Annotated in this window: 16 protein-coding genes and 1 pseudogene; 9 read left to right on the top strand and 8 right to left on the bottom strand. The window is 68.2% G+C overall.

Annotation, left to right across the window (positions count from 1 at the left end; translation table 11 throughout):
* The first annotated feature begins 4 nt into the window (after positions 1–4).
* From AB5J55_RS12910 to AB5J55_RS12935, 6 genes are all read left to right on the top strand, one after another.
* Positions 5–967, top strand: a complete 963-nt coding sequence (locus tag AB5J55_RS12910; RefSeq protein ID WP_369270812.1) for a hypothetical protein — start codon at positions 5–7, stop codon at positions 965–967.
* 139 nt (positions 968–1,106) lie between these two features.
* A complete protein-coding gene (chvE, locus tag AB5J55_RS12915; protein ID WP_369270813.1) occupies positions 1,107–2,219 on the top strand; it encodes a multiple monosaccharide ABC transporter substrate-binding protein in 1,113 nt (370 codons plus the stop codon).
* Between the two features lie 32 nt (positions 2,220–2,251).
* Entirely contained in the window at positions 2,252–3,802 is a 1,551-nt protein-coding gene (gene mmsA / locus AB5J55_RS12920) for a multiple monosaccharide ABC transporter ATP-binding protein (protein WP_369270814.1), read from the top strand.
* On the top strand, positions 3,799–5,043 hold the full coding sequence (gene mmsB, locus AB5J55_RS12925) for a multiple monosaccharide ABC transporter permease (RefSeq protein ID WP_369270815.1): 1,245 nt from the start codon (positions 3,799–3,801) through the stop codon (positions 5,041–5,043). Before mmsA ends, mmsB begins: the two co-directional genes overlap by 4 nt.
* Positions 5,044–5,102: 59 nt before the next feature.
* Positions 5,103–6,248, top strand: coding sequence for an aldose epimerase family protein (locus tag AB5J55_RS12930; protein ID WP_369270816.1), 1,146 nt, complete (start codon positions 5,103–5,105; stop codon positions 6,246–6,248).
* 195 nt (positions 6,249–6,443) lie between these two features.
* The gene (locus AB5J55_RS12935) at positions 6,444–8,084 is read left to right on the top strand and encodes a histidinol-phosphate transaminase (protein WP_369270817.1); all 1,641 of its coding nucleotides are present in this window, start codon (positions 6,444–6,446) and stop codon (positions 8,082–8,084) included.
* Between the two features lie 118 nt (positions 8,085–8,202).
* On the opposite strand, the gene AB5J55_RS12940 is transcribed toward AB5J55_RS12935, so the two are convergent.
* Both AB5J55_RS12940 and AB5J55_RS12945 read right to left on the bottom strand, forming a co-directional pair.
* On the bottom strand, positions 8,203–9,180 hold the full coding sequence (locus tag AB5J55_RS12940) for an arabinan endo-1,5-alpha-L-arabinosidase (protein ID WP_369270818.1): 978 nt from the start codon (positions 9,178–9,180) through the stop codon (positions 8,203–8,205).
* A gap of 103 nt (positions 9,181–9,283) precedes the next feature.
* On the bottom strand, positions 9,284–9,775 hold the full coding sequence (locus AB5J55_RS12945) for an ATP-binding protein (protein ID WP_369270819.1): 492 nt from the start codon (positions 9,773–9,775) through the stop codon (positions 9,284–9,286).
* A gap of 130 nt (positions 9,776–9,905) precedes the next feature.
* Here AB5J55_RS12945 and AB5J55_RS12950 point away from each other — a divergent pair, with 130 nt between their 5' ends.
* Both AB5J55_RS12950 and AB5J55_RS12955 read left to right on the top strand, forming a co-directional pair.
* Entirely contained in the window at positions 9,906–10,742 is an 837-nt protein-coding gene (locus AB5J55_RS12950; RefSeq protein ID WP_369270820.1) for a Scr1 family TA system antitoxin-like transcriptional regulator, read from the top strand.
* A complete protein-coding gene (locus tag AB5J55_RS12955; RefSeq protein ID WP_369270821.1) occupies positions 10,739–10,942 on the top strand; it encodes a DUF397 domain-containing protein in 204 nt (67 codons plus the stop codon). Before AB5J55_RS12950 ends, AB5J55_RS12955 begins: the two co-directional genes overlap by 4 nt.
* On the opposite strand, the gene AB5J55_RS12960 is transcribed toward AB5J55_RS12955, so the two are convergent.
* The 3 genes from AB5J55_RS12960 to AB5J55_RS12970 all read right to left on the bottom strand — a co-directional run bounded on the left by AB5J55_RS12960 (position 10,899) and on the right by AB5J55_RS12970 (position 12,399).
* Positions 10,899–11,405 (bottom strand): winged helix-turn-helix domain-containing protein, encoded by a 507-nt coding sequence (locus AB5J55_RS12960; protein WP_369270822.1) that lies wholly within the window; start codon positions 11,403–11,405, stop codon positions 10,899–10,901. The genes AB5J55_RS12955 and AB5J55_RS12960 overlap by 44 nt on opposite strands.
* The gene (locus tag AB5J55_RS12965) at positions 11,371–11,877 is read right to left on the bottom strand and encodes a hypothetical protein (RefSeq protein ID WP_369270823.1); all 507 of its coding nucleotides are present in this window, start codon (positions 11,875–11,877) and stop codon (positions 11,371–11,373) included. The genes AB5J55_RS12960 and AB5J55_RS12965 overlap by 35 nt, the downstream gene beginning before the upstream one ends.
* A 144-nt stretch (positions 11,878–12,021) precedes the next feature.
* Positions 12,022–12,399 carry a peptidase inhibitor family I36 protein gene (locus AB5J55_RS12970; protein WP_369270824.1) on the bottom strand — a complete coding sequence of 126 codons (378 nt, stop codon included), beginning with the start codon at positions 12,397–12,399 and terminating at the stop codon, positions 12,022–12,024.
* Between the two features lie 192 nt (positions 12,400–12,591).
* On the opposite strand from AB5J55_RS12970, the pseudogene AB5J55_RS12975 reads away from it, so the two are divergent.
* Positions 12,592–12,977 (top strand): annotated as a pseudogene (locus AB5J55_RS12975) (protocatechuate dioxygenase); the annotation flags it as partial.
* Between the two features lie 107 nt (positions 12,978–13,084).
* On the opposite strand, the gene AB5J55_RS12980 reads toward AB5J55_RS12975, so the two are convergent.
* The 3 genes from AB5J55_RS12980 to AB5J55_RS12990 all read right to left on the bottom strand — a co-directional run bounded on the left by AB5J55_RS12980 (position 13,085) and on the right by AB5J55_RS12990 (position 15,893).
* A complete protein-coding gene (locus tag AB5J55_RS12980) occupies positions 13,085–13,747 on the bottom strand; it encodes a DUF4360 domain-containing protein (protein WP_363035767.1) in 663 nt (220 codons plus the stop codon).
* Positions 13,748–13,943: 196 nt separating this feature from the next.
* The gene (locus AB5J55_RS12985; RefSeq protein WP_369270825.1) at positions 13,944–14,243 is read right to left on the bottom strand and encodes a hypothetical protein; all 300 of its coding nucleotides are present in this window, start codon (positions 14,241–14,243) and stop codon (positions 13,944–13,946) included.
* Positions 14,244–14,378: 135 nt separating this feature from the next.
* Positions 14,379–15,893 (bottom strand): alpha-N-arabinofuranosidase, encoded by a 1,515-nt coding sequence (locus tag AB5J55_RS12990; protein ID WP_369270826.1) that lies wholly within the window; start codon positions 15,891–15,893, stop codon positions 14,379–14,381.
* Positions 15,894–15,956: the final 63 nt, after the last annotated feature.

The raw sequence follows: 15,956 nt of genomic DNA on the forward strand, positions 1-15,956 counted from the left end.
GCTTGTGACCGACGCTTCCGCAGCCCGCCGACCCGGTGAGCAGGTTCTCGCCGCCCTCGGCCTGGCCGCGCCCGACCTCTCCCCCGCCGACGCCTCGCCCCACACGTTCCCGGGCGGCGGCCGCTGGCGCACCGAGATCCCCTCGTGCGAGGGCCCCGAAGCGCTGGCCGTCGTCCTGAAGGAAGCCTCGCTGCTCGATGTGCCGATCCACCGGATCAGCCAGGGCAGCGGTGTGTGGATGCTGACCGACACCGAGATCACCGAGATGGTCGAGGCCACGGCCGAACGCGACATCGAGCTCTGCCTGTTCACCGGCCCGCGCGGCACCTGGGACATCGGCGGGTCCACGCGCACCGACTCGCGGGGGGCCGGACTGCGCGCCCGGGGCCACGACGCCGTCGCCGGCTGCGTCGAAGACGCCGTACGGGCAACGGAGTTGGGCGTGAAGTGCCTGCTCGTCGCGGACGAGGGCGTGCTGTGGACGCTGCACCGGGCGAGAGCCGCCGGGATCATCCCGGCCGACACGACGCTCAAGGTGAGCGCACTGATCGGCCCCGTCAATCCGGCCGCGTACGCGGTGTACGAGAACCTCGGCGCCGACTCGGTCAACGTTCCGAGCGACCTGACGCTCGATCACCTCACCGAGATACGGCGGGTCTCCGCCGCCCCCATGGACATGTACATCGAGGCCCCCGACGACCTCGGCGGCTATGTGCGGATGTACGAGGTCGCCGAGCTGATCCGGCGCGGCGCACCGCTCTATCTGAAGTTCGGACTCTCCAAGGCCCCCGGCATCTATCCCTACGGCCACCACATGCGGGATCTGACGCTGGCCACCGCCCGGGAACGCGTACGGCGCGGCCGGCTGGCCCTGGACCTGCTCGCACGGCACGGAGCTGACGGCGACATGGCGCCCCTCGGTTCACGGCTGCCCGGAACGCTGAAGCGATTCGAAACTCCCGCATAACGTTCCGGACAAACCCCCTTCACAGAAGAAGACGCAGTCGAACACAATCCCACACACCCTTGTTCTACTCCGTTCAGTACTCGAAGCGTCTTCGCACCGCCCGACCGAGCCCTGCTCACACACATCAAGGATGATGATCATGCGTACTCGCAGAGCCGCACTCGCCGCCATAGCCTCCGCCGCGTCCCTCGCGCTGACCCTGACCGCCTGCGGCCAGAGCGGCGAGGGCGGCTCCAAGGAGGACTCGGGCAGCTCCGAGGGAGCCACCATCGGCGTCGCGATGCCGACCAAGTCCTCCGAGCGCTGGATCGCCGACGGCAACAACGTCGTCGCGGACCTGAAGTCCAAGGGCTACAAGACCAAGCTGGTCTACGGCGAGGACGACCCGGACCAGCAGGTCTCGCAGATCGAGAACCTGATCACGCAGGGCGTCAAGGCGCTGATCGTCGCGGCCATCGACAACAAGTCGATGAACAACGTGCTCCAGCAGGCCAAGGACGCGAACATCCCGGTGATCTCCTACGACCGCCTGATCCTCGGCACGGAGAACGTCGACTACTACGCGTCGTTCGACAACGAGAAGGTCGGCGAGCTCCAGGCCGACTACATCGTCGAGAAGCTCGGCCTGAAGGACGGCTCCAAGAAGGGCCCGTTCAACATCGAGCTGTTCGCCGGCTCCAACGACGACAACAACACCCGCTACTTCTTCGGCGGGGCGATGAAGGTCCTGCAGCCCTACATCGACAAGAAGCAGCTCGTCGTCCGCTCCGGCCAGACCAAGCTGACCCAGGTCACCACCCTGCGCTGGGACGGCGGCACCGCCCAGAAGCGCATGGACGACATCCTGACCTCGGCATACAAGAGCGAGCGCGTCGACGCGGTCCTCTCGCCGTACGACGGCATCTCCATCGGCATCCTGTCGGCGCTGAAGTCGGACGACTACGGCTCGGGGAGCAAGCCGCTGCCGGTCGTCACGGGTCAGGACGCCGAGGTCGCCTCGGTGAAGTCGATCATCGCCGACGAGCAGTCGATGACCGTCTACAAGGACACCCGCGAGCTCGCCAAGGTCGCCTCGGGCATGGTCGACGCCCTGCTCAACGACAAGAAGCCCGAGGTCAACGACACCAAGACCTACGACAACGGATCGAAGGTCGTCCCGGCGTACCTGCTGGAGCCGGTCGCGGTCGACAAGACCAACTACCAGAAGGAGGTCGTCGACTCCGGCTACATCAAGGAGAGCGACCTCAAGTAACCGCCGGCCCACTCTGATTGGAAGGCACGACCATGGCGGGACCCGTCCTGGAAATGCGCTCGATCGTCAAGACCTTTCCCGGCGTCAAGGCGCTGTCGGACGTCACGCTGACCGTCCGGCAGGGCGAGGTCCACGCCATCTGCGGGGAGAACGGCGCCGGCAAGTCGACCCTGATGAAGGTCCTCTCCGGCGTCCACCCGCACGGCACCTACGAGGGGGACATCCTCTTCGAGGGGGAGGTCTGCGAGTTCAAGGACATCCGGGCGAGCGAGCACCGCGGCATCGTCATCATCCACCAGGAGCTGGCGCTGTCGCCGTTCCTCTCCCTCGCGGAGAACATCTTCCTCGGCAACGAGCATGCCAAGGGCGGGTTCATCGACTGGCGGGAGACCCTGCGGCACGCCACCGAACTGCTGCGCCGGGTCGGCCTCTCAGACCACCCGGACACCCGCGTCGCCGACATCGGCGTGGGCAAGCAGCAGCTGGTGGAGATCGCGAAGGCGCTGTCGAAGAAGGTGAAGCTGCTCATCCTCGATGAGCCGACCGCGGCCCTGAACGACGAGGACAGCGGCAAACTCCTGGATCTGATCCTGGAGTTGAAGAAGCAGGGCATCACCTCGATCATCATCTCCCACAAGCTCAACGAGATCCGCAAGGTCGCCGACTCGGTGACGATCCTGCGCGACGGGCAGACCATCGAGACGCTCGATGTGAAGGCCCCGGAGACCACCGAGGACCGGATCATCAGCGGGATGGTCGGCCGGGACCTGGAGCACCGCTTCCCCGAGCGCACCCCGCACGAGCCGGAGAAGGGCGCGGCCCCGGCCCTGGAGATCCGCAACTGGACCGTGCACCACCCGATCGACCAGCAGCGCAAGGTGGTCGACGATGTGTCACTGTCGGTGCGGCGCGGGGAGATCGTCGGCATCGCGGGCCTGATGGGCGCCGGCCGCACCGAGCTCGCGATGAGCGTCTTCGGGCGGACGTACGGCCGTTACGCGGGCGGCACGGTCCTCAAGGACGGCACGGAGATCCGTACGAAGTCCGTCCCCGAGGCGGTCAAGAACGGCATCGCGTACGTCACCGAGGACCGCAAGCACTACGGCCTCAACCTCATCGACACCATCAACCGCAACATCTCGCTCAGCGCGCTGGGCAAGGTCGCCAAGCGGGGCGTGGTCGACGAGCACGGGGAGCGGCAGGTCGCCGAGGGCTTCCGCAAGTCCATGAACATCAAGGCGCCGACCGTCTTCGAGCCGGTGGGCAAGCTGTCCGGCGGCAACCAGCAGAAGGTCGTCCTCAGCAAGTGGATCTTCGCGGGTCCCGATGTGCTGATCCTGGACGAGCCGACGCGTGGCATCGACGTCGGCGCCAAGTACGAGATCTACACGGTCATCGACCAGCTGGCCGCCCAGGGCAAGGCGGTCGTCTTCATCTCCTCCGAGCTGCCGGAGCTGCTCGGCATGTGTGACCGCATCTACACGATGGCCGCGGGGCGGCTGACCGGCGAGTTCTCGCGGGCCGAGGCCTCGCAGGAATCGCTGATGCGTCAGATGACAAAGGACAAAGAGGTATCCCGATGAGCACGGATGTGACCGCCAAGAGCCCGGCCCCCGCGCCGCCGGGCAAGAGCTCTGGGGCCGCGGGCGCGGGCCTGCTCCAGCTGGTGATGGACGGTATGCGCCGCAACATGCGGCAGTACGGCATGCTGATCGCGCTCGGCCTGATCGTGGTGCTGTTCGCCGTGTGGACCGAGGGCGACCTGCTGCTGCCGCGCAACGTCTCCAACCTGGTGCTGCAGAACAGCTACATCCTGATCCTCGCGATCGGCATGATGCTGGTCATCATCGCGGGCCACATCGACCTGTCGGTGGGATCGCTGACGGCGTTCATCGGCTCGATGGCCGCGGTGTTCATGGTGAGGAACGACCTGCCATGGCCGGTGGCGGTGATCCTCTGCCTCGCCATGGGCGCCCTCGCGGGTGCGGCACAAGGGTTCTTCATCGCGTACGGCGGCATACCATCCTTCATCGTGACCCTGGCGGGCATGCTGATCTTCCGCGGTCTGACGGAGATCTTCCTGGAGGGGCAGACCCTCGGCCCGTTCCCGGAGGGCCTGCAGAAGGTCGCCAACGGCTTCCTGCCCGAGGTCGGTCCGAACACGAACTATCACAACCTGACTCTGTTGCTGGGCTTCGCGATGATCGCGTTCGTGGTCTTCCAGGAGTTCCGTGACCGCCGCCGCCAGCAGGAGTTCTCCCTCGAGGTCCCGCCCTTCAACCTGTTCCTGCTGAAGCTGGTCGCGCTCGGCGCCGCCATCCTCACGCTGACGATGCTGCTGGCCAGCTACAAGGGCGCCCCGATCGTGCTGCTCGTCCTGGGCGTGCTGCTGGTCGGCTTCGGGTACGTCATGCGCAACGCGATCATCGGCCGCCACATCTACGCCATCGGCGGCAACCTGCCCGCGGCCAAGCTGTCGGGTGTGAAGGACAAGAAGGTCACCTTCCTGGTCTTCCTGAACATGGGCATGCTCGCGGCCCTGGCGGGTCTGGTCTTCGCCGCCCGCTTCAACGCGGCCTCTCCCAAGGCCGGCCTCAACTTCGAGCTGGAGGCGATCGCGGCCTCGTTCATCGGCGGCGCGTCGATGAGCGGCGGCGTCGGCACCGTCCTCGGCGCGATCATCGGTGGCCTGGTCCTGGGCGTGCTGAACAACGGCATGAACCTCGTCGGCATCGGCACCGACTGGCAGCAGGTCATCAAGGGTCTGGTGCTGCTGGCGGCGGTCGGGTTCGACGTGTGGAACAAGCGCAAGGTCGGTTCGTAGGTCCAGACAGGGCCCCGCCGAAGAGGCGGGGCCTTCAACTTCCTGAGCAGGAGCCGCACATGGACATGAGCAGACGTACGGTCATAGCCGGAGCCGCGGCGGCGGGGATCACCGCCGCGACCATCGGCAGCGCACACGCCGCGGGAGGCAGGACGCCGGTGAAGTCGCTCTTCGGCAAGCTCGCCGACGGCACCAAGGTCTACAGCTGGTCGCTGGCGAACGGCGGCACCCGCATGAAGGTCCTCTCCTACGGCGGCGTCGTGCAGTCCCTGGAGATCCCGGACCGCCGCGGCCGGCTCGCCAACGTCTCCCTGGGCTTCGACAACATCGAGGACTACGTCGCGAAGAGCCCGTACTTCGGCGCCCTGATCGGCCGGTACGGCAACCGCATCGGCAAGGGCAGGTTCACGCTCGACGGCAAGACCTACCAGGTCAACGTCAATGACGGCGAGAACAGCCTGCACGGCGGCGCCCAGGGCTTCGACAAGCGCGTGTGGGACGTCGAGCCGTTCACCAAGGGCTCCGACGTCGGCCTGCACCTGTACTACACGTCCGTCGACGGTGAGATGGGCTACCCGGGCACGCTCAAGGTGAAGGTGACGTACACCCTCACCAAGCACGGCGACTGGCGCATCGACTACGCGGCCACCACCGACAAGGCCACCGTCGTCAACCTGACCAGCCACGTCTACTGGAACCTCGCCGGCGAGGGCAGCGGCACGATCGAGAACCACCAGCTGAAGATCGACGCCTCCCGCTACACCCCCGTCGACTCGGGCCTCATCCCGACCGGTCAACTGGCCCCCGTCGCGGGCACCCCCTTCGACTTCCGCCGCACCAAGGCGATCGGCGAAGACCTCCGCGAGGCCCATCAGCAGCTGCTGTACGGCAAGGGCATCGACCACAACTGGGTCCTCGACAAGGGCATCTCGCCGCGCCCCGAGTGGATCGCCACCCTGAAGGACCCGTCCTCCGGCCGCACCCTGCGGATGGCGACCACCGAGCCGGGCCTGCAGTTCTACTCCGGCAACTTCCTCGACGGCACCCTCGTCGGCACGAGCGGCCGGACCTACCGGCAGGGCGACGCGCTGTGCCTGGAGACGCAGCACTTCCCGGACTCGCCGAATAAGCCGTCGTTCCCCTCGACGGTGCTGCGACCTGGGCAGACGTACCGTTCGACGACGGTTCACTCGTTCAGCTGCTGACAGCTGCCGACCCCGCTCGACCGTCCCTTCTGACGGTTCTTCACAGGTGGCACACAAGTTCTCACCGGTTTCTCAGTGGTTGAACAGCGTCACCCCAGCCTCCGTATGTAAGGGCGGCCCGTGCTCCCCCGCGCGGGCCACCCAAAGACGACGGGCCCGGTCGTCCCCGCCGGGCCCGCCCCATACGGAGGTTCCATGGCCGACAACGTCACCTCGCTGTTCCGCAGCACCGCGGCACACAGCCCGTCGATGGCGGCGCTGACGCGTGAGGGCGGCGACGGGGCCGGTCCGGTCGACTTCTGCATCCCCTGCAACCCGTACTTCCCGACGCCGGAGATGTTCCAGGACATGGGGGCCCGGCTGCGGGACATCATCACGTACTACCCGAGCAGCGCGGACACGATCACGGCCGAGCTGTGCAGTCTGCTCCAACTCCCGCCGCAGTGCGTGGCGATGGGCAACGGCTCCACGGAGCTGATCACCTGGATCGACCACCTGATGGTCCGGGAGTCCCTCGCCATCCCCGTCCCCACCTTCGGCCGCTGGACCGACCAGCCCATGGAGACCGGCAAGCGGGTCGACATGTTCCCGCTCCAGGAGTCCAGCGGCTTCGCCCTCGACCTCGCCCAGTACGCCGAGTTCATCCGCGCCCGGGGGACGCGGGTGGCGGTCATCTGCAACCCGAACAACCCCGACGGCGGCTATCTCCACAAGCACGCGCTCGTGCAGTTCATGGACGCCATGGCCGACCTGGACCTCGTCATCATCGACGAGAGCTTCCTGGAGTTCGCCGACGCGGAGCAGGAACCCTCGGTCGTCCAGGAGGCGATGCTGCGGCCGAACGTCATCGTCCTGCGCAGCCTCGGCAAGAACTTCGGGCTGCACGGCATCCGCTTCGGCTACCTGGTCGCCAACCCGGCGCTCGCGGGCATGGTCCGCTCGATGCTGCCGAAGTGGAACCTCAACGCCTTCGCCGAGCACGTGGTGTTCATGCTGAAGAACCACGGCGCCGAGTACGCGCAGAGCCTGCACCAGGTGCGCCGGGACCGCCTCGACATGGCCAGCCAGCTCTCCTCGCTCCCCGGCCTGACGGTCTACCCGTCCCAGGGCAACTTCCTCTTCGTGCGCCTCCCCGTGGGCGCGGAAGGCACCGTGGTCCGGGATCGGCTGCTCACCGAGCACCGGATCCTGGTCCGCGAGTGCGGCAACAAGATCGGTTCGTCCAGCCGCTTCCTGCGACTCGTGGTGCGCCCCCAGGTGGACGTGCGTCGCCTGGTGTCCGGCCTGGAGCAGGTGCTCTACGGGTCCAGGAGGGGAGCCGCCGTACCCGAGCTGGGTACAGGGACCAACTACAGCTCGGGTACGGCGGCCGTGGACCGGTTGGTCAGTTCCACGAACGGTGCGGGGATGCCGGGGCTCGCCGCGCAGGCCATGGGTACGCCCATGCCTGCGCCGGCTCCGCCTCAGCCACAGCCGCAGGTGGTGGCGCCGGCCGCCGCCACGGTGCCTCCGCAGGGCACGGGGATGCCCATGCCGGCGCCGGTTCCGGTGGCACCGGCCCCGGCACCGATGCCCACACCTGTGCCTGTGCCGGCGGCTGCGCCCGCTCCTGCTCCGGCGCCCGCTCCGACGCCGTTCCCGTCGCCCATGGCGCCCATGGCACCCGCCGCGGCGGCGATGCCCGGGCCCACGCCGCCCGGAGTGCCGGCTCGGGGTGGCCTTACGGCCGCGCAGGTACGGGGCACTACTGGGCCGGGGCTTACTCCGGCGCCGGCGACCGGGTGGCCCAACAGTCAGTCCTGGCCGAATGCGGCGGGGATGGGGGCGGCCGGGTAGCGCCCTCTCGCCGTAGGGGTGCGGGTGTATGTGCGGCTGCGAGTGCGTCGTGGCTGGTCGCGCAGTTCCCCGCGCCCCTGAAGGCGTTGCAGCCAGGTCGGCTTCAGGTACACCTTGATCAATACGCCACGGGCCAACCGCTGCTCCAGTTCAAGAGGTTGATGCCCAGCTTGGGTGTGCCGTTGTCGTTGGCGTCGTAGTAGTGGTAGACGATCAGGTCGCCGTCGACGTCGTTCATGATCGACTGGCCGCCGGGGCCGATGATGCTGCCGTGGGACTCCAGGACCGGGGTCCCGCCGTTGTTCATCATCGAGACGCCGCTCTTGTCGACGTACGGGCCGGTGATGCTGGTGGCGCGGCCGACTTTGACCTTGTACGTGGAGCTGGTGCCCGCGCAGCAGGTGTCGTAGGAGGCGAACAGGTAGTAGTAGCCGCCCCGCTTCACGATGAAGGGTGCCTCCACGGCCTTGGTGCCGGTCGGGCGGGAGGCGAGGGAGTGGCGGGTGGTGTTGGAGGAGAGCTGCTTCCCCGTGGACGGGTTGATCTGGATCATCTTGATCCCCGTCCACCAACTGCCGAAGGACAGCCACCACTTGCCGTCGTCATTCACGAAGAGGTTCGGGTCGATGGCGTTGTAGTCGCTTGAGGAGCCGGACGTGTAGACGGTGCCCTGGTCTCTCCAACTCCCGGGCTGCCCGGTGCTGGACGTGGCGAGGCCGATGGCGGACGTGTTCGAGCCGAACTTCGAGACGGAGCAGTACATCAGGTACTTGCCGCCGTGGTACGAGATGTCCGGCGCCCACGCCTCCGGCACGGAGGAGTAGGTGGACCACCAGCCCGGCCGGGAGGAGAACGCGTCGGCGCCGTTCCTGAAGGCGGTGCGGTCACTGGAGGTCTTGTTGGCGATGCCGCCGCCGGTGGCGTACAGCAGGTACTGGCCGGACGAGGTGCGGAGCATCGTCGGGTCGTGGGTGACGATGTCGCCGGTGACACGGCCGGGGTTGGGGTACGCAGTCGCCGAGGACGGGATGAGGGCGAGGAGAGCGGCGGCGGGGAGTGCGATCAGGGCTGTGCGCTTACGGAGGGTGCGGGGCATGCGGGTCCTCCTTGCGGTGGGGGTGACAGGCCGGACTGTCGGCCGATATACCGAACAGCGCTCGCAAGTTCGAACGGGACCGTAGAATCGAACCCCTTGCGCGTCAAGGCCATTGACCGCTTCCGCGCATCCTGACCAGGGCCAGCCACCCGGGCAGGTCGACCTCGGCACAGACGGTCTTGCCGGGCGAGTCCCCTCGCTCCACCACCTCCCACCGGTCGGCCAGCGCCTCGACGAGGACGAGCCCGCGGCCGTGTTCGTCCAGGAGGTGTGGACGTCGTACGTCGCCGGGCTTCGGGGGGTGGGACTCGGTTCGGGTGTCACCGACCTCCACCCGGATGCTGCCCGTGGGCAGGGAGAGCCGCAGCTCGAAGTCCCGGCCGGGGACTCGGCCGTGGGTCACTGCGTTCGCGGCCAGCTCGGCGACGATCACCGCGACCGCGTCGGAGGCGTCACTGCCGTGCGGGATGCCCCAGGCGTGGAGCTGGTTCAGGGCGAGGTGCCGGGCGAGGCGGGCGCCGCGCGGGGTGGCGCTGAGACGCTGGGTGAACACACGTACGGTGACCGGGGGTTGGGGGGTGTGAGGTGCGGGCATGTGCTCAATCTGGCGCGTGGGGCAGGCAGTTCACCAGGTGAGAGGCGCGTACGCTGCGGCAGCGTACGCGGTTACGGACTGGACAGTACTCATCACCACCCGTGACCATGAGCGCGGGAGGTGACCGACCGTGGTCGATGGCGTGGTGGGTACGGGTGGCGAGCCGGAGTCGTCGGACAGTCTGCGGACGTTCGGCGCGGTGGTCCAGGCGCTGCGGGAGCATGCGGGGTTGAGCCGGGAGGAGTTCGGGGACCTGGTGGGGCTGTCCAAACACACGGTGGCGTCGGTGGAGTTGGGACGCCGTATGCCGGACCCGACGTTCGCGGACCGCTCGGAGCCGGTGCTGGGGAACACGGGGGAGTTACGGAAGTCGGCGCCGTGTCTGAGTCGGCAGCCGGGGTTGGCGGCGTGGTTTCGGCGGTGGGCGCGGTTGGAGAAGACAGCAATCACGTTGTGCACGTACGAGTGCCGCATGATGCCCGGGCTGTTACAGACGGAGACCTACGCCCGACAGCTGTTCGACGACGAGTTGCCGCCGCTGACGGACGAGCAGATCGAGGCGCAATGGGTTGCACGTGCCGAACGGCAGCAGCTACTGCGGGCACGGCCCAACACCGAGTTCATCTTCATCCTCGAGGAGCACCTGTTCCTCCGGCACACGGGCGGTGTCGAGGCCACACGAGGGCTTATCGATCACGTACTGGACATCTCCGCGCTGCGGAACGTCGAGGTCCAGATCATGCCGCTGGTACGGGAGGCGCATGCCGGGCTCCATGGCCCCATGCAGTTGCTGGAGACCCCCGAGAACAAGTGGTTCGCATACGTCGAGGGCCCGGAGTGCGGCCAGTTCATCTCCGACTCAAAGGTGGTGAGCGTCCTCCAAAGGCGGTATGCCAGGATGCGTGCGCAGGCTCTCTCCCTCGAAAACTCCGTGAGCCTGTTGCAGCGGATGCGAGGAGACCTATGAACACCAGCGAACTGACTTGGTTCAAGTCGAGCTACAGCAGCAGTGGTTCCGGCGACTGCGTAGAGGTCGCCCCCCTCCCCCACGCCATCCACGTCCGCGACTCCAAGAACCACGCGGGCCCCCACCTCACCCTCTCCCCCACCACCTGGACGGAGTTCATCGCGCACGTCCGTCCAGCAGGGCAAGCCCCAGTGGCGTAACGGAGTGCAGCGCCGCCTTCCCCGCCCTGCACGTGCTCAGTAACCCCGCCTTGCGCAGGATGCCCACGTGATGGCTGGCCGCGGCCGGTGAGATGCCCGCGTCGTGGGCGAGTTCGGTCGTCGTCACGCCGTGGTCGGCGACCGATTCGAGGATCCCGGCGCGGGTGCGCCCGAGGAGCGCGTTCAAGGAGCGGAGCCCCGGCGTGCCGCCGTTCAGGGCGGTCTCGTGGGTCATCGGGTAGACGACGACGCACGGTAACGCCGGATCCTTGAGCAGCGTCGGCTTGCGCCAGCAGAAGTACGACGGGAGGACGAGGAGCCCGCGTCCGTCGAGGCGGACGTCACGGTCCGCGCCCAGCCCCGTCACCTCCAGTACGGGCCGCCGCCAGACGAGACCGGGGTGGAGGGCGCCGAGGAGCGCGCCGAGGTCACCGCCCGGCCAAGTACCGCCCGTGGACGGCACGTTCGGCGCCGAAGCGCGTGCGCACGCGACCCCACCAGGGGGCCAGCGCGGTCGTGAAGTACGCCCGGAAGACGCGCGCGAGGTGGCCGACGGCCTTCTTGTCGCCGTCGGCGAGGGAACGCGCCCAGGGCGGCAGCCGTCGGCCCGCGCGGGACAGTTCCACCAGGTCGCCCCGCAGCCGCTGCCGCGGCGTCGACAGCAGGGCACCGATCCCGGCGTCCAGGCCTCCCGTGCCGGCGGCCGGGGTGCGGAAGTCGGCCGAGTACCCGACGGGCGGAGCCATGCGGAGCAACGGACCTACGGCGGTGGGCAGTTCGCGTCGTACCCGGCGCCGCCAGCCGCCGAAGACGGCGGAACCGGTGTCCGTCTGAAGCATGTGCATGCTGAGCAGCGCCTCCCACATCGGGTCGGGAGCCTGCGCCAGCCTGACCTGGGCGAGATCGTCGTCGGTGAAGTGAATGCGTACGGCCATGTGAGCCATCCCCGTTCGGCACGTCGTGCACTCACATGCTGCGGGGTTCGTCGCCTCTTGACACCCTCAGAAGTCATGGGGCGCCCCGCCGCACCGCAAGGGTGCGACGGGGCGCTCGTCGTCCGTCAGGCCCGACGGGGCTCCTCAGCACTCCCCGACGGAGCTGACCTGGTCCCGGACCGGCGAAGCCAGGTCCAGTGCCTGTCCGTCCAGGATCACCTGGATCTCGTTCTCGTAGTCCGCGTCCCGGTACAGGCACCACGAGTCGCCGGAGATGTTCTTCACCGACCACACGTGGTCGTTGAGACCGCCCGCCAGCTGGCCCAGGTTGGACGCGCCGTCCGCCAGCGAGTAGTGCGCGCCGCCGCCCTGCCCGTCGTGGTAGATGCAGAACTCCGACGGGTCGCAGGGCCAGGTCGCCGGGTCCCCGGCCGCCCGGGCGGAGGTGGGCACGGCGAGCATGGCGGCGGTGCCGACGAAGGCGGCGAGGCTGAGAGCGAGTCGGCTCTTGCGGATGGACATGAGGTACTTCCTTCCCCGTTGTTCCCCGTTGCTCCTCGTACGCCGACCAGCCTGGGCCCGGGCGGCCGTACCCCGCGAGCGCCTTCGATCTCCGTCGAATCGAAGTCACGGCAGCACACCCAAGTGACGTGTCCGACAAAAAACTTGACGGATGCTCACTTTGCTCAACTGACAGCCCAGCCCCCACAGCCCGAGGCGGCCGACCCGGCCCCCGTCGCCGCCGCGGCCGTCTGCACACTCACGAAGGAGATGACCGACTGAACAGCGCCCTGGTGGAGATCTGGCACTGCGACGCCCTCGGCGAGTACTCCGGCTTCGTCGGCAACAACGGCCACGACGAGCCCGACAACGGCACCTTCCTGCGGGGCGGCGTGCTCACGGGGTCGGACGGCGTCGCGCGCATCACGTCCGTGTACCCCGGCTGGTACCGCGGCCGGTGCGTCCACATCCACGTCAAGGTGCACACCGACGTCACGCTCACCGACGACGGCTCGTTCACCGGCGGCCAGGAACTCCACACCGGCCAGCTCTTCTTCGACGAGACGATCACGACCCGCGTCGCCGCGCTCGCCGGCTAAGCGGGGACGCTCACCCTGGGAGTGGAGAGCTGACCCGACACCCACACCGACGCCAAGCCGCGCCCGCCGCAATGGGCGGGCGCGGCTCGGCTCGCGTACCGGTGCGGCTACTTGTTGCCCGGGCACTCCTTCCACGCCAGGTGGTACACCGTGCTGATGTCACCGTCGGTCGAGTCCATGGTCATGAAGCTGACCTTGCTCGGAGACGACGAGCCGGCGTTGACGCGCAGCTCGGTGTTGATGTTGAAGTTGCGCTGCTTTCCACAGGGCGCCCAGATCAGCTGGGCCCAGTCGGTCTCGTCGGTGGCCTGCCAGTTGTCGTTGAGGGGGCCGCTGAACGGGTGGCTGCGGAACTGCGTGTTCGGTGAGCCCTGGAAGTAGTACGAGGCTCTCTGCATGGCATTCGCGCCGGACTGGAGGGAGGCGAAGCCGCGGTAGTCGGCGCTGGCGATGGCGTAGGTGAAGCCACCGGGGACGTGCACGACCAGGCTGAGCTGGCAGTTCTTACGGAACGCCGTGGGGTCGGAGTTGCCGCCGACCTGGGCGAGGTAGTCGCTGTACGTCACGGTGAAGGCGGTGTTGTCCTCGGAGACGGCGACGGCGGTGGTGCCCTGGGGGCAGCCGGAGCCGTTCACCGTGGCGACCTTGATGACGATCTTGTCCGGCGGCGGGTCTTCGAACGCCGGCGCGGCCTGAGCGGGCAACGTCGCGGTGAGCAGAGCGGCCAGCGCGCCGCCGCTCAGCAGGAGTCGCAGGAGTCCACGTGCCATGGAGCTCTCCCTTGGGGATGGGGGGTGGCTGCGCCTCCGACCCCGTTTTCAAGCCCGTTGAATCTTTGAAGAAACAGTGACTTTTCTGTGAAGGTCGAAGGCGTTCGCATCGTAGGGGGCCGCGCATGGCATGGCCACGACGAACTCCGGCCATTCACAGGTGAGTTGAGGCATGTGGGCGTGTCCGCCCGGTCGGTCAGGTGCCGACCGGCTGACGCTCGTCGGCGGACTCGGCCGCGGTCGCGTTCCGCTCCTTGAGGTGGGCGCTGACCGAGTACGCGAGGGCGGCGGCCCACAGCGCGTACAGGGCGACGTAGAGCACGTCACTGGTCAGCAGGGCGCGGGCGTTGGTCACGACGATCACTCCGCCGACCGCCGACCCCAGCTCCCTCTGCGGCAGCAGCCGCACCAGCCACGCGGCGAGGGGCGCGGCGACCAGGCCGCCCAGCAGGAACGCGGCTGTCACCCCGTACGCCATGCCGAGGCTGCCGTCCACGAGCTGGGCCCCCGAGGCCCGCGAGGGCGAGCAGGATCAACGTGCGCGTGGGCGGCGACGGTAGGGCCCCGAGCTGAGCAAACCCTCAGGGAAGCTGAACGCAGTCTTGGGGCCCTGTGAAGATCGTCCGTCCGGTCAGCTCAGGCGGATCACGTTCCAGGACAACGGTTCCAGTACGGCGGTGAGGCTGCCGTCCTTGAGTGCCGTGCCCTCGACGGCGTGCGGGGTGACCCGTTCCGGCTCGTCGAGGGTGTTACGGGCGTCCGGGTCGGCGTCCGCGAGGGCACTGTGCTCGACGACCGCCGTCAGGTCGAGGCCGTTCAGGGCGACGTCGAGGGGCAGGGCGTCGGTGCGGCTGCGGTTGACCGCGAAGACGGTGACCGTGCCGTCCTCGGCGCGCACGGCGGTGGCGTGCAGCAGGTCGGCCTCGCCGTACTTCTTCGTCTCGTACGTCGGGGAGTCCACCCGGACGTCCAGCACCTGGCCACGGCCGTACTTCGAGGCCTGCGCGAACGGGAAGAACGTCGTCTGCCGCCACGCCGGGCCGCCCGGCTCGGTCATGATCGGCGCGATGACGTTGACCAGCTGGGCGAGGCAGGCGACGGTGACGCGGTCGGCGTGCCGCAGCAGCGCGATGAGGAGCGAGCCGAAGACGACCGCGTCCATCACGCTGTAGTTGTCCTCCAGCAGCCTCGGGGCCTCGGGCCAGTCCCGCTGCTCGATGCCGTCCGCGTGCTCGTGCCAGTCAGGGATGTACCAGACGTTCCACTCGTCGAAGGAGAGGTTGATCCGCTTCTTCGACTTGAGGCGGGCGCCCACGTGGTCGCAGGTCGCGACCACGTTGTCGATGAAGGACTCCATGTCGACGGCGGAGGCGAGGAAGGAGTCGATGTCGCCGTCCTCGGGCCAGTAGTAGGCGTGCAGCGAGACGTAGTCGACGAGGTCGTACGTCTCCTGCAGGACCGTCGCCTCCCACTCGGCGAAGGTGGGCATGCCCTGGCTGGAGGAGCCGCACGCCACGAGTTCGACCTTCGGGTCGATCTGGCGCATCGCGCGGGCCGTCTCCGCGGCGGTCCTGCCGTACTCCTCCGCCGTCTTGTGGCCGGTCTGCCAGGGGCCGTCCATCTCGTTGCCCAGACACCACAGCCGGATGCCGAAGGGGTCCTTGTCGCCATGGGAGACGCGGAGGTCGGAGAGTGCCGTGCCGGCGGGGTGGTTGGCGTACTCCTGGAGTTCGAGGGCCTCGGCGACTCCGCGGGTGCCGAGGTTGATGGCCATCATCGGCTCGGACCGGGGGCCGATCTTGCGGAGGAAGTCGATGTACTCGGACAGGCCGAAGCGGTTGGTCTCCGTGGAGTGCCAGGCGAGGTCGAGGCGGCGGGGTCGGTCCTCGGCGGGACCGACCGAGTCCTCCCACTTGTAGCCGGAGACGAAGTTGCCGCCGGGGTAGCGGATGGTGGTGACGCCGAGTTCGCGGACGAGGTCCAGGACGTCCTGGCGGATGCCGGTCTCGTCGGCCGTGGGGTGGTCCGGCTCGAAGATGCCGGTGTAGACGCAGCGACCGAGGTGTTCGACGAAACTGCCGAAGATACGGGGGTTGACCTGGGCGATGGTGAAGGCGGGGTCGAGGGTGAAGCGTGCGGTTTGCATGGTCGCCTTTCGAAGGGGGTGGTTCTGAATCGTTGGCGGCTGCGGGTGGGTGGGGGTTGATCG

Origin of the sequence: Streptomyces sp. R11 (genome assembly GCF_041051905.1) — a bacterium.
GTDB lineage: Bacteria > Actinomycetota > Actinomycetes > Streptomycetales > Streptomycetaceae > Streptomyces.

Bases quoted from the DNA above. Each gene is read 5' to 3' on its own strand.
- AB5J55_RS12945 (WP_369270819.1), bottom strand. From the start codon at position 9,775: ATGCCCGCACCTCACACCCCCCAACCCCCGGTCACCGTACGTGTGTTC.
- AB5J55_RS12970 (WP_369270824.1), bottom strand. From the start codon at position 12,399: ATGTCCATCCGCAAGAGCCGACTCGCTCTCAGCCTCGCCGCCTTCGTC.
- AB5J55_RS12940 (WP_369270818.1), bottom strand. From the start codon at position 9,180: ATGCCCCGCACCCTCCGTAAGCGCACAGCCCTGATCGCACTCCCCGCC.
- AB5J55_RS12930 (WP_369270816.1), top strand. From the start codon at position 5,103: ATGGACATGAGCAGACGTACGGTCATAGCCGGAGCCGCGGCGGCGGGG.
- AB5J55_RS12935 (WP_369270817.1), top strand. From the start codon at position 6,444: ATGGCCGACAACGTCACCTCGCTGTTCCGCAGCACCGCGGCACACAGC.
- chvE (WP_369270813.1), top strand. From the start codon at position 1,107: ATGCGTACTCGCAGAGCCGCACTCGCCGCCATAGCCTCCGCCGCGTCC.
- AB5J55_RS12990 (WP_369270826.1), bottom strand. From the start codon at position 15,893: ATGCAAACCGCACGCTTCACCCTCGACCCCGCCTTCACCATCGCCCAG.
- AB5J55_RS12955 (WP_369270821.1), top strand. From the start codon at position 10,739: ATGAACACCAGCGAACTGACTTGGTTCAAGTCGAGCTACAGCAGCAGT.
- AB5J55_RS12980 (WP_363035767.1), bottom strand. From the start codon at position 13,747: ATGGCACGTGGACTCCTGCGACTCCTGCTGAGCGGCGGCGCGCTGGCC.
- mmsA (WP_369270814.1), top strand. From the start codon at position 2,252: ATGGCGGGACCCGTCCTGGAAATGCGCTCGATCGTCAAGACCTTTCCC.
- mmsB (WP_369270815.1), top strand. From the start codon at position 3,799: ATGAGCACGGATGTGACCGCCAAGAGCCCGGCCCCCGCGCCGCCGGGC.
- AB5J55_RS12965 (WP_369270823.1), bottom strand. From the start codon at position 11,877: ATGGCCGTACGCATTCACTTCACCGACGACGATCTCGCCCAGGTCAGG.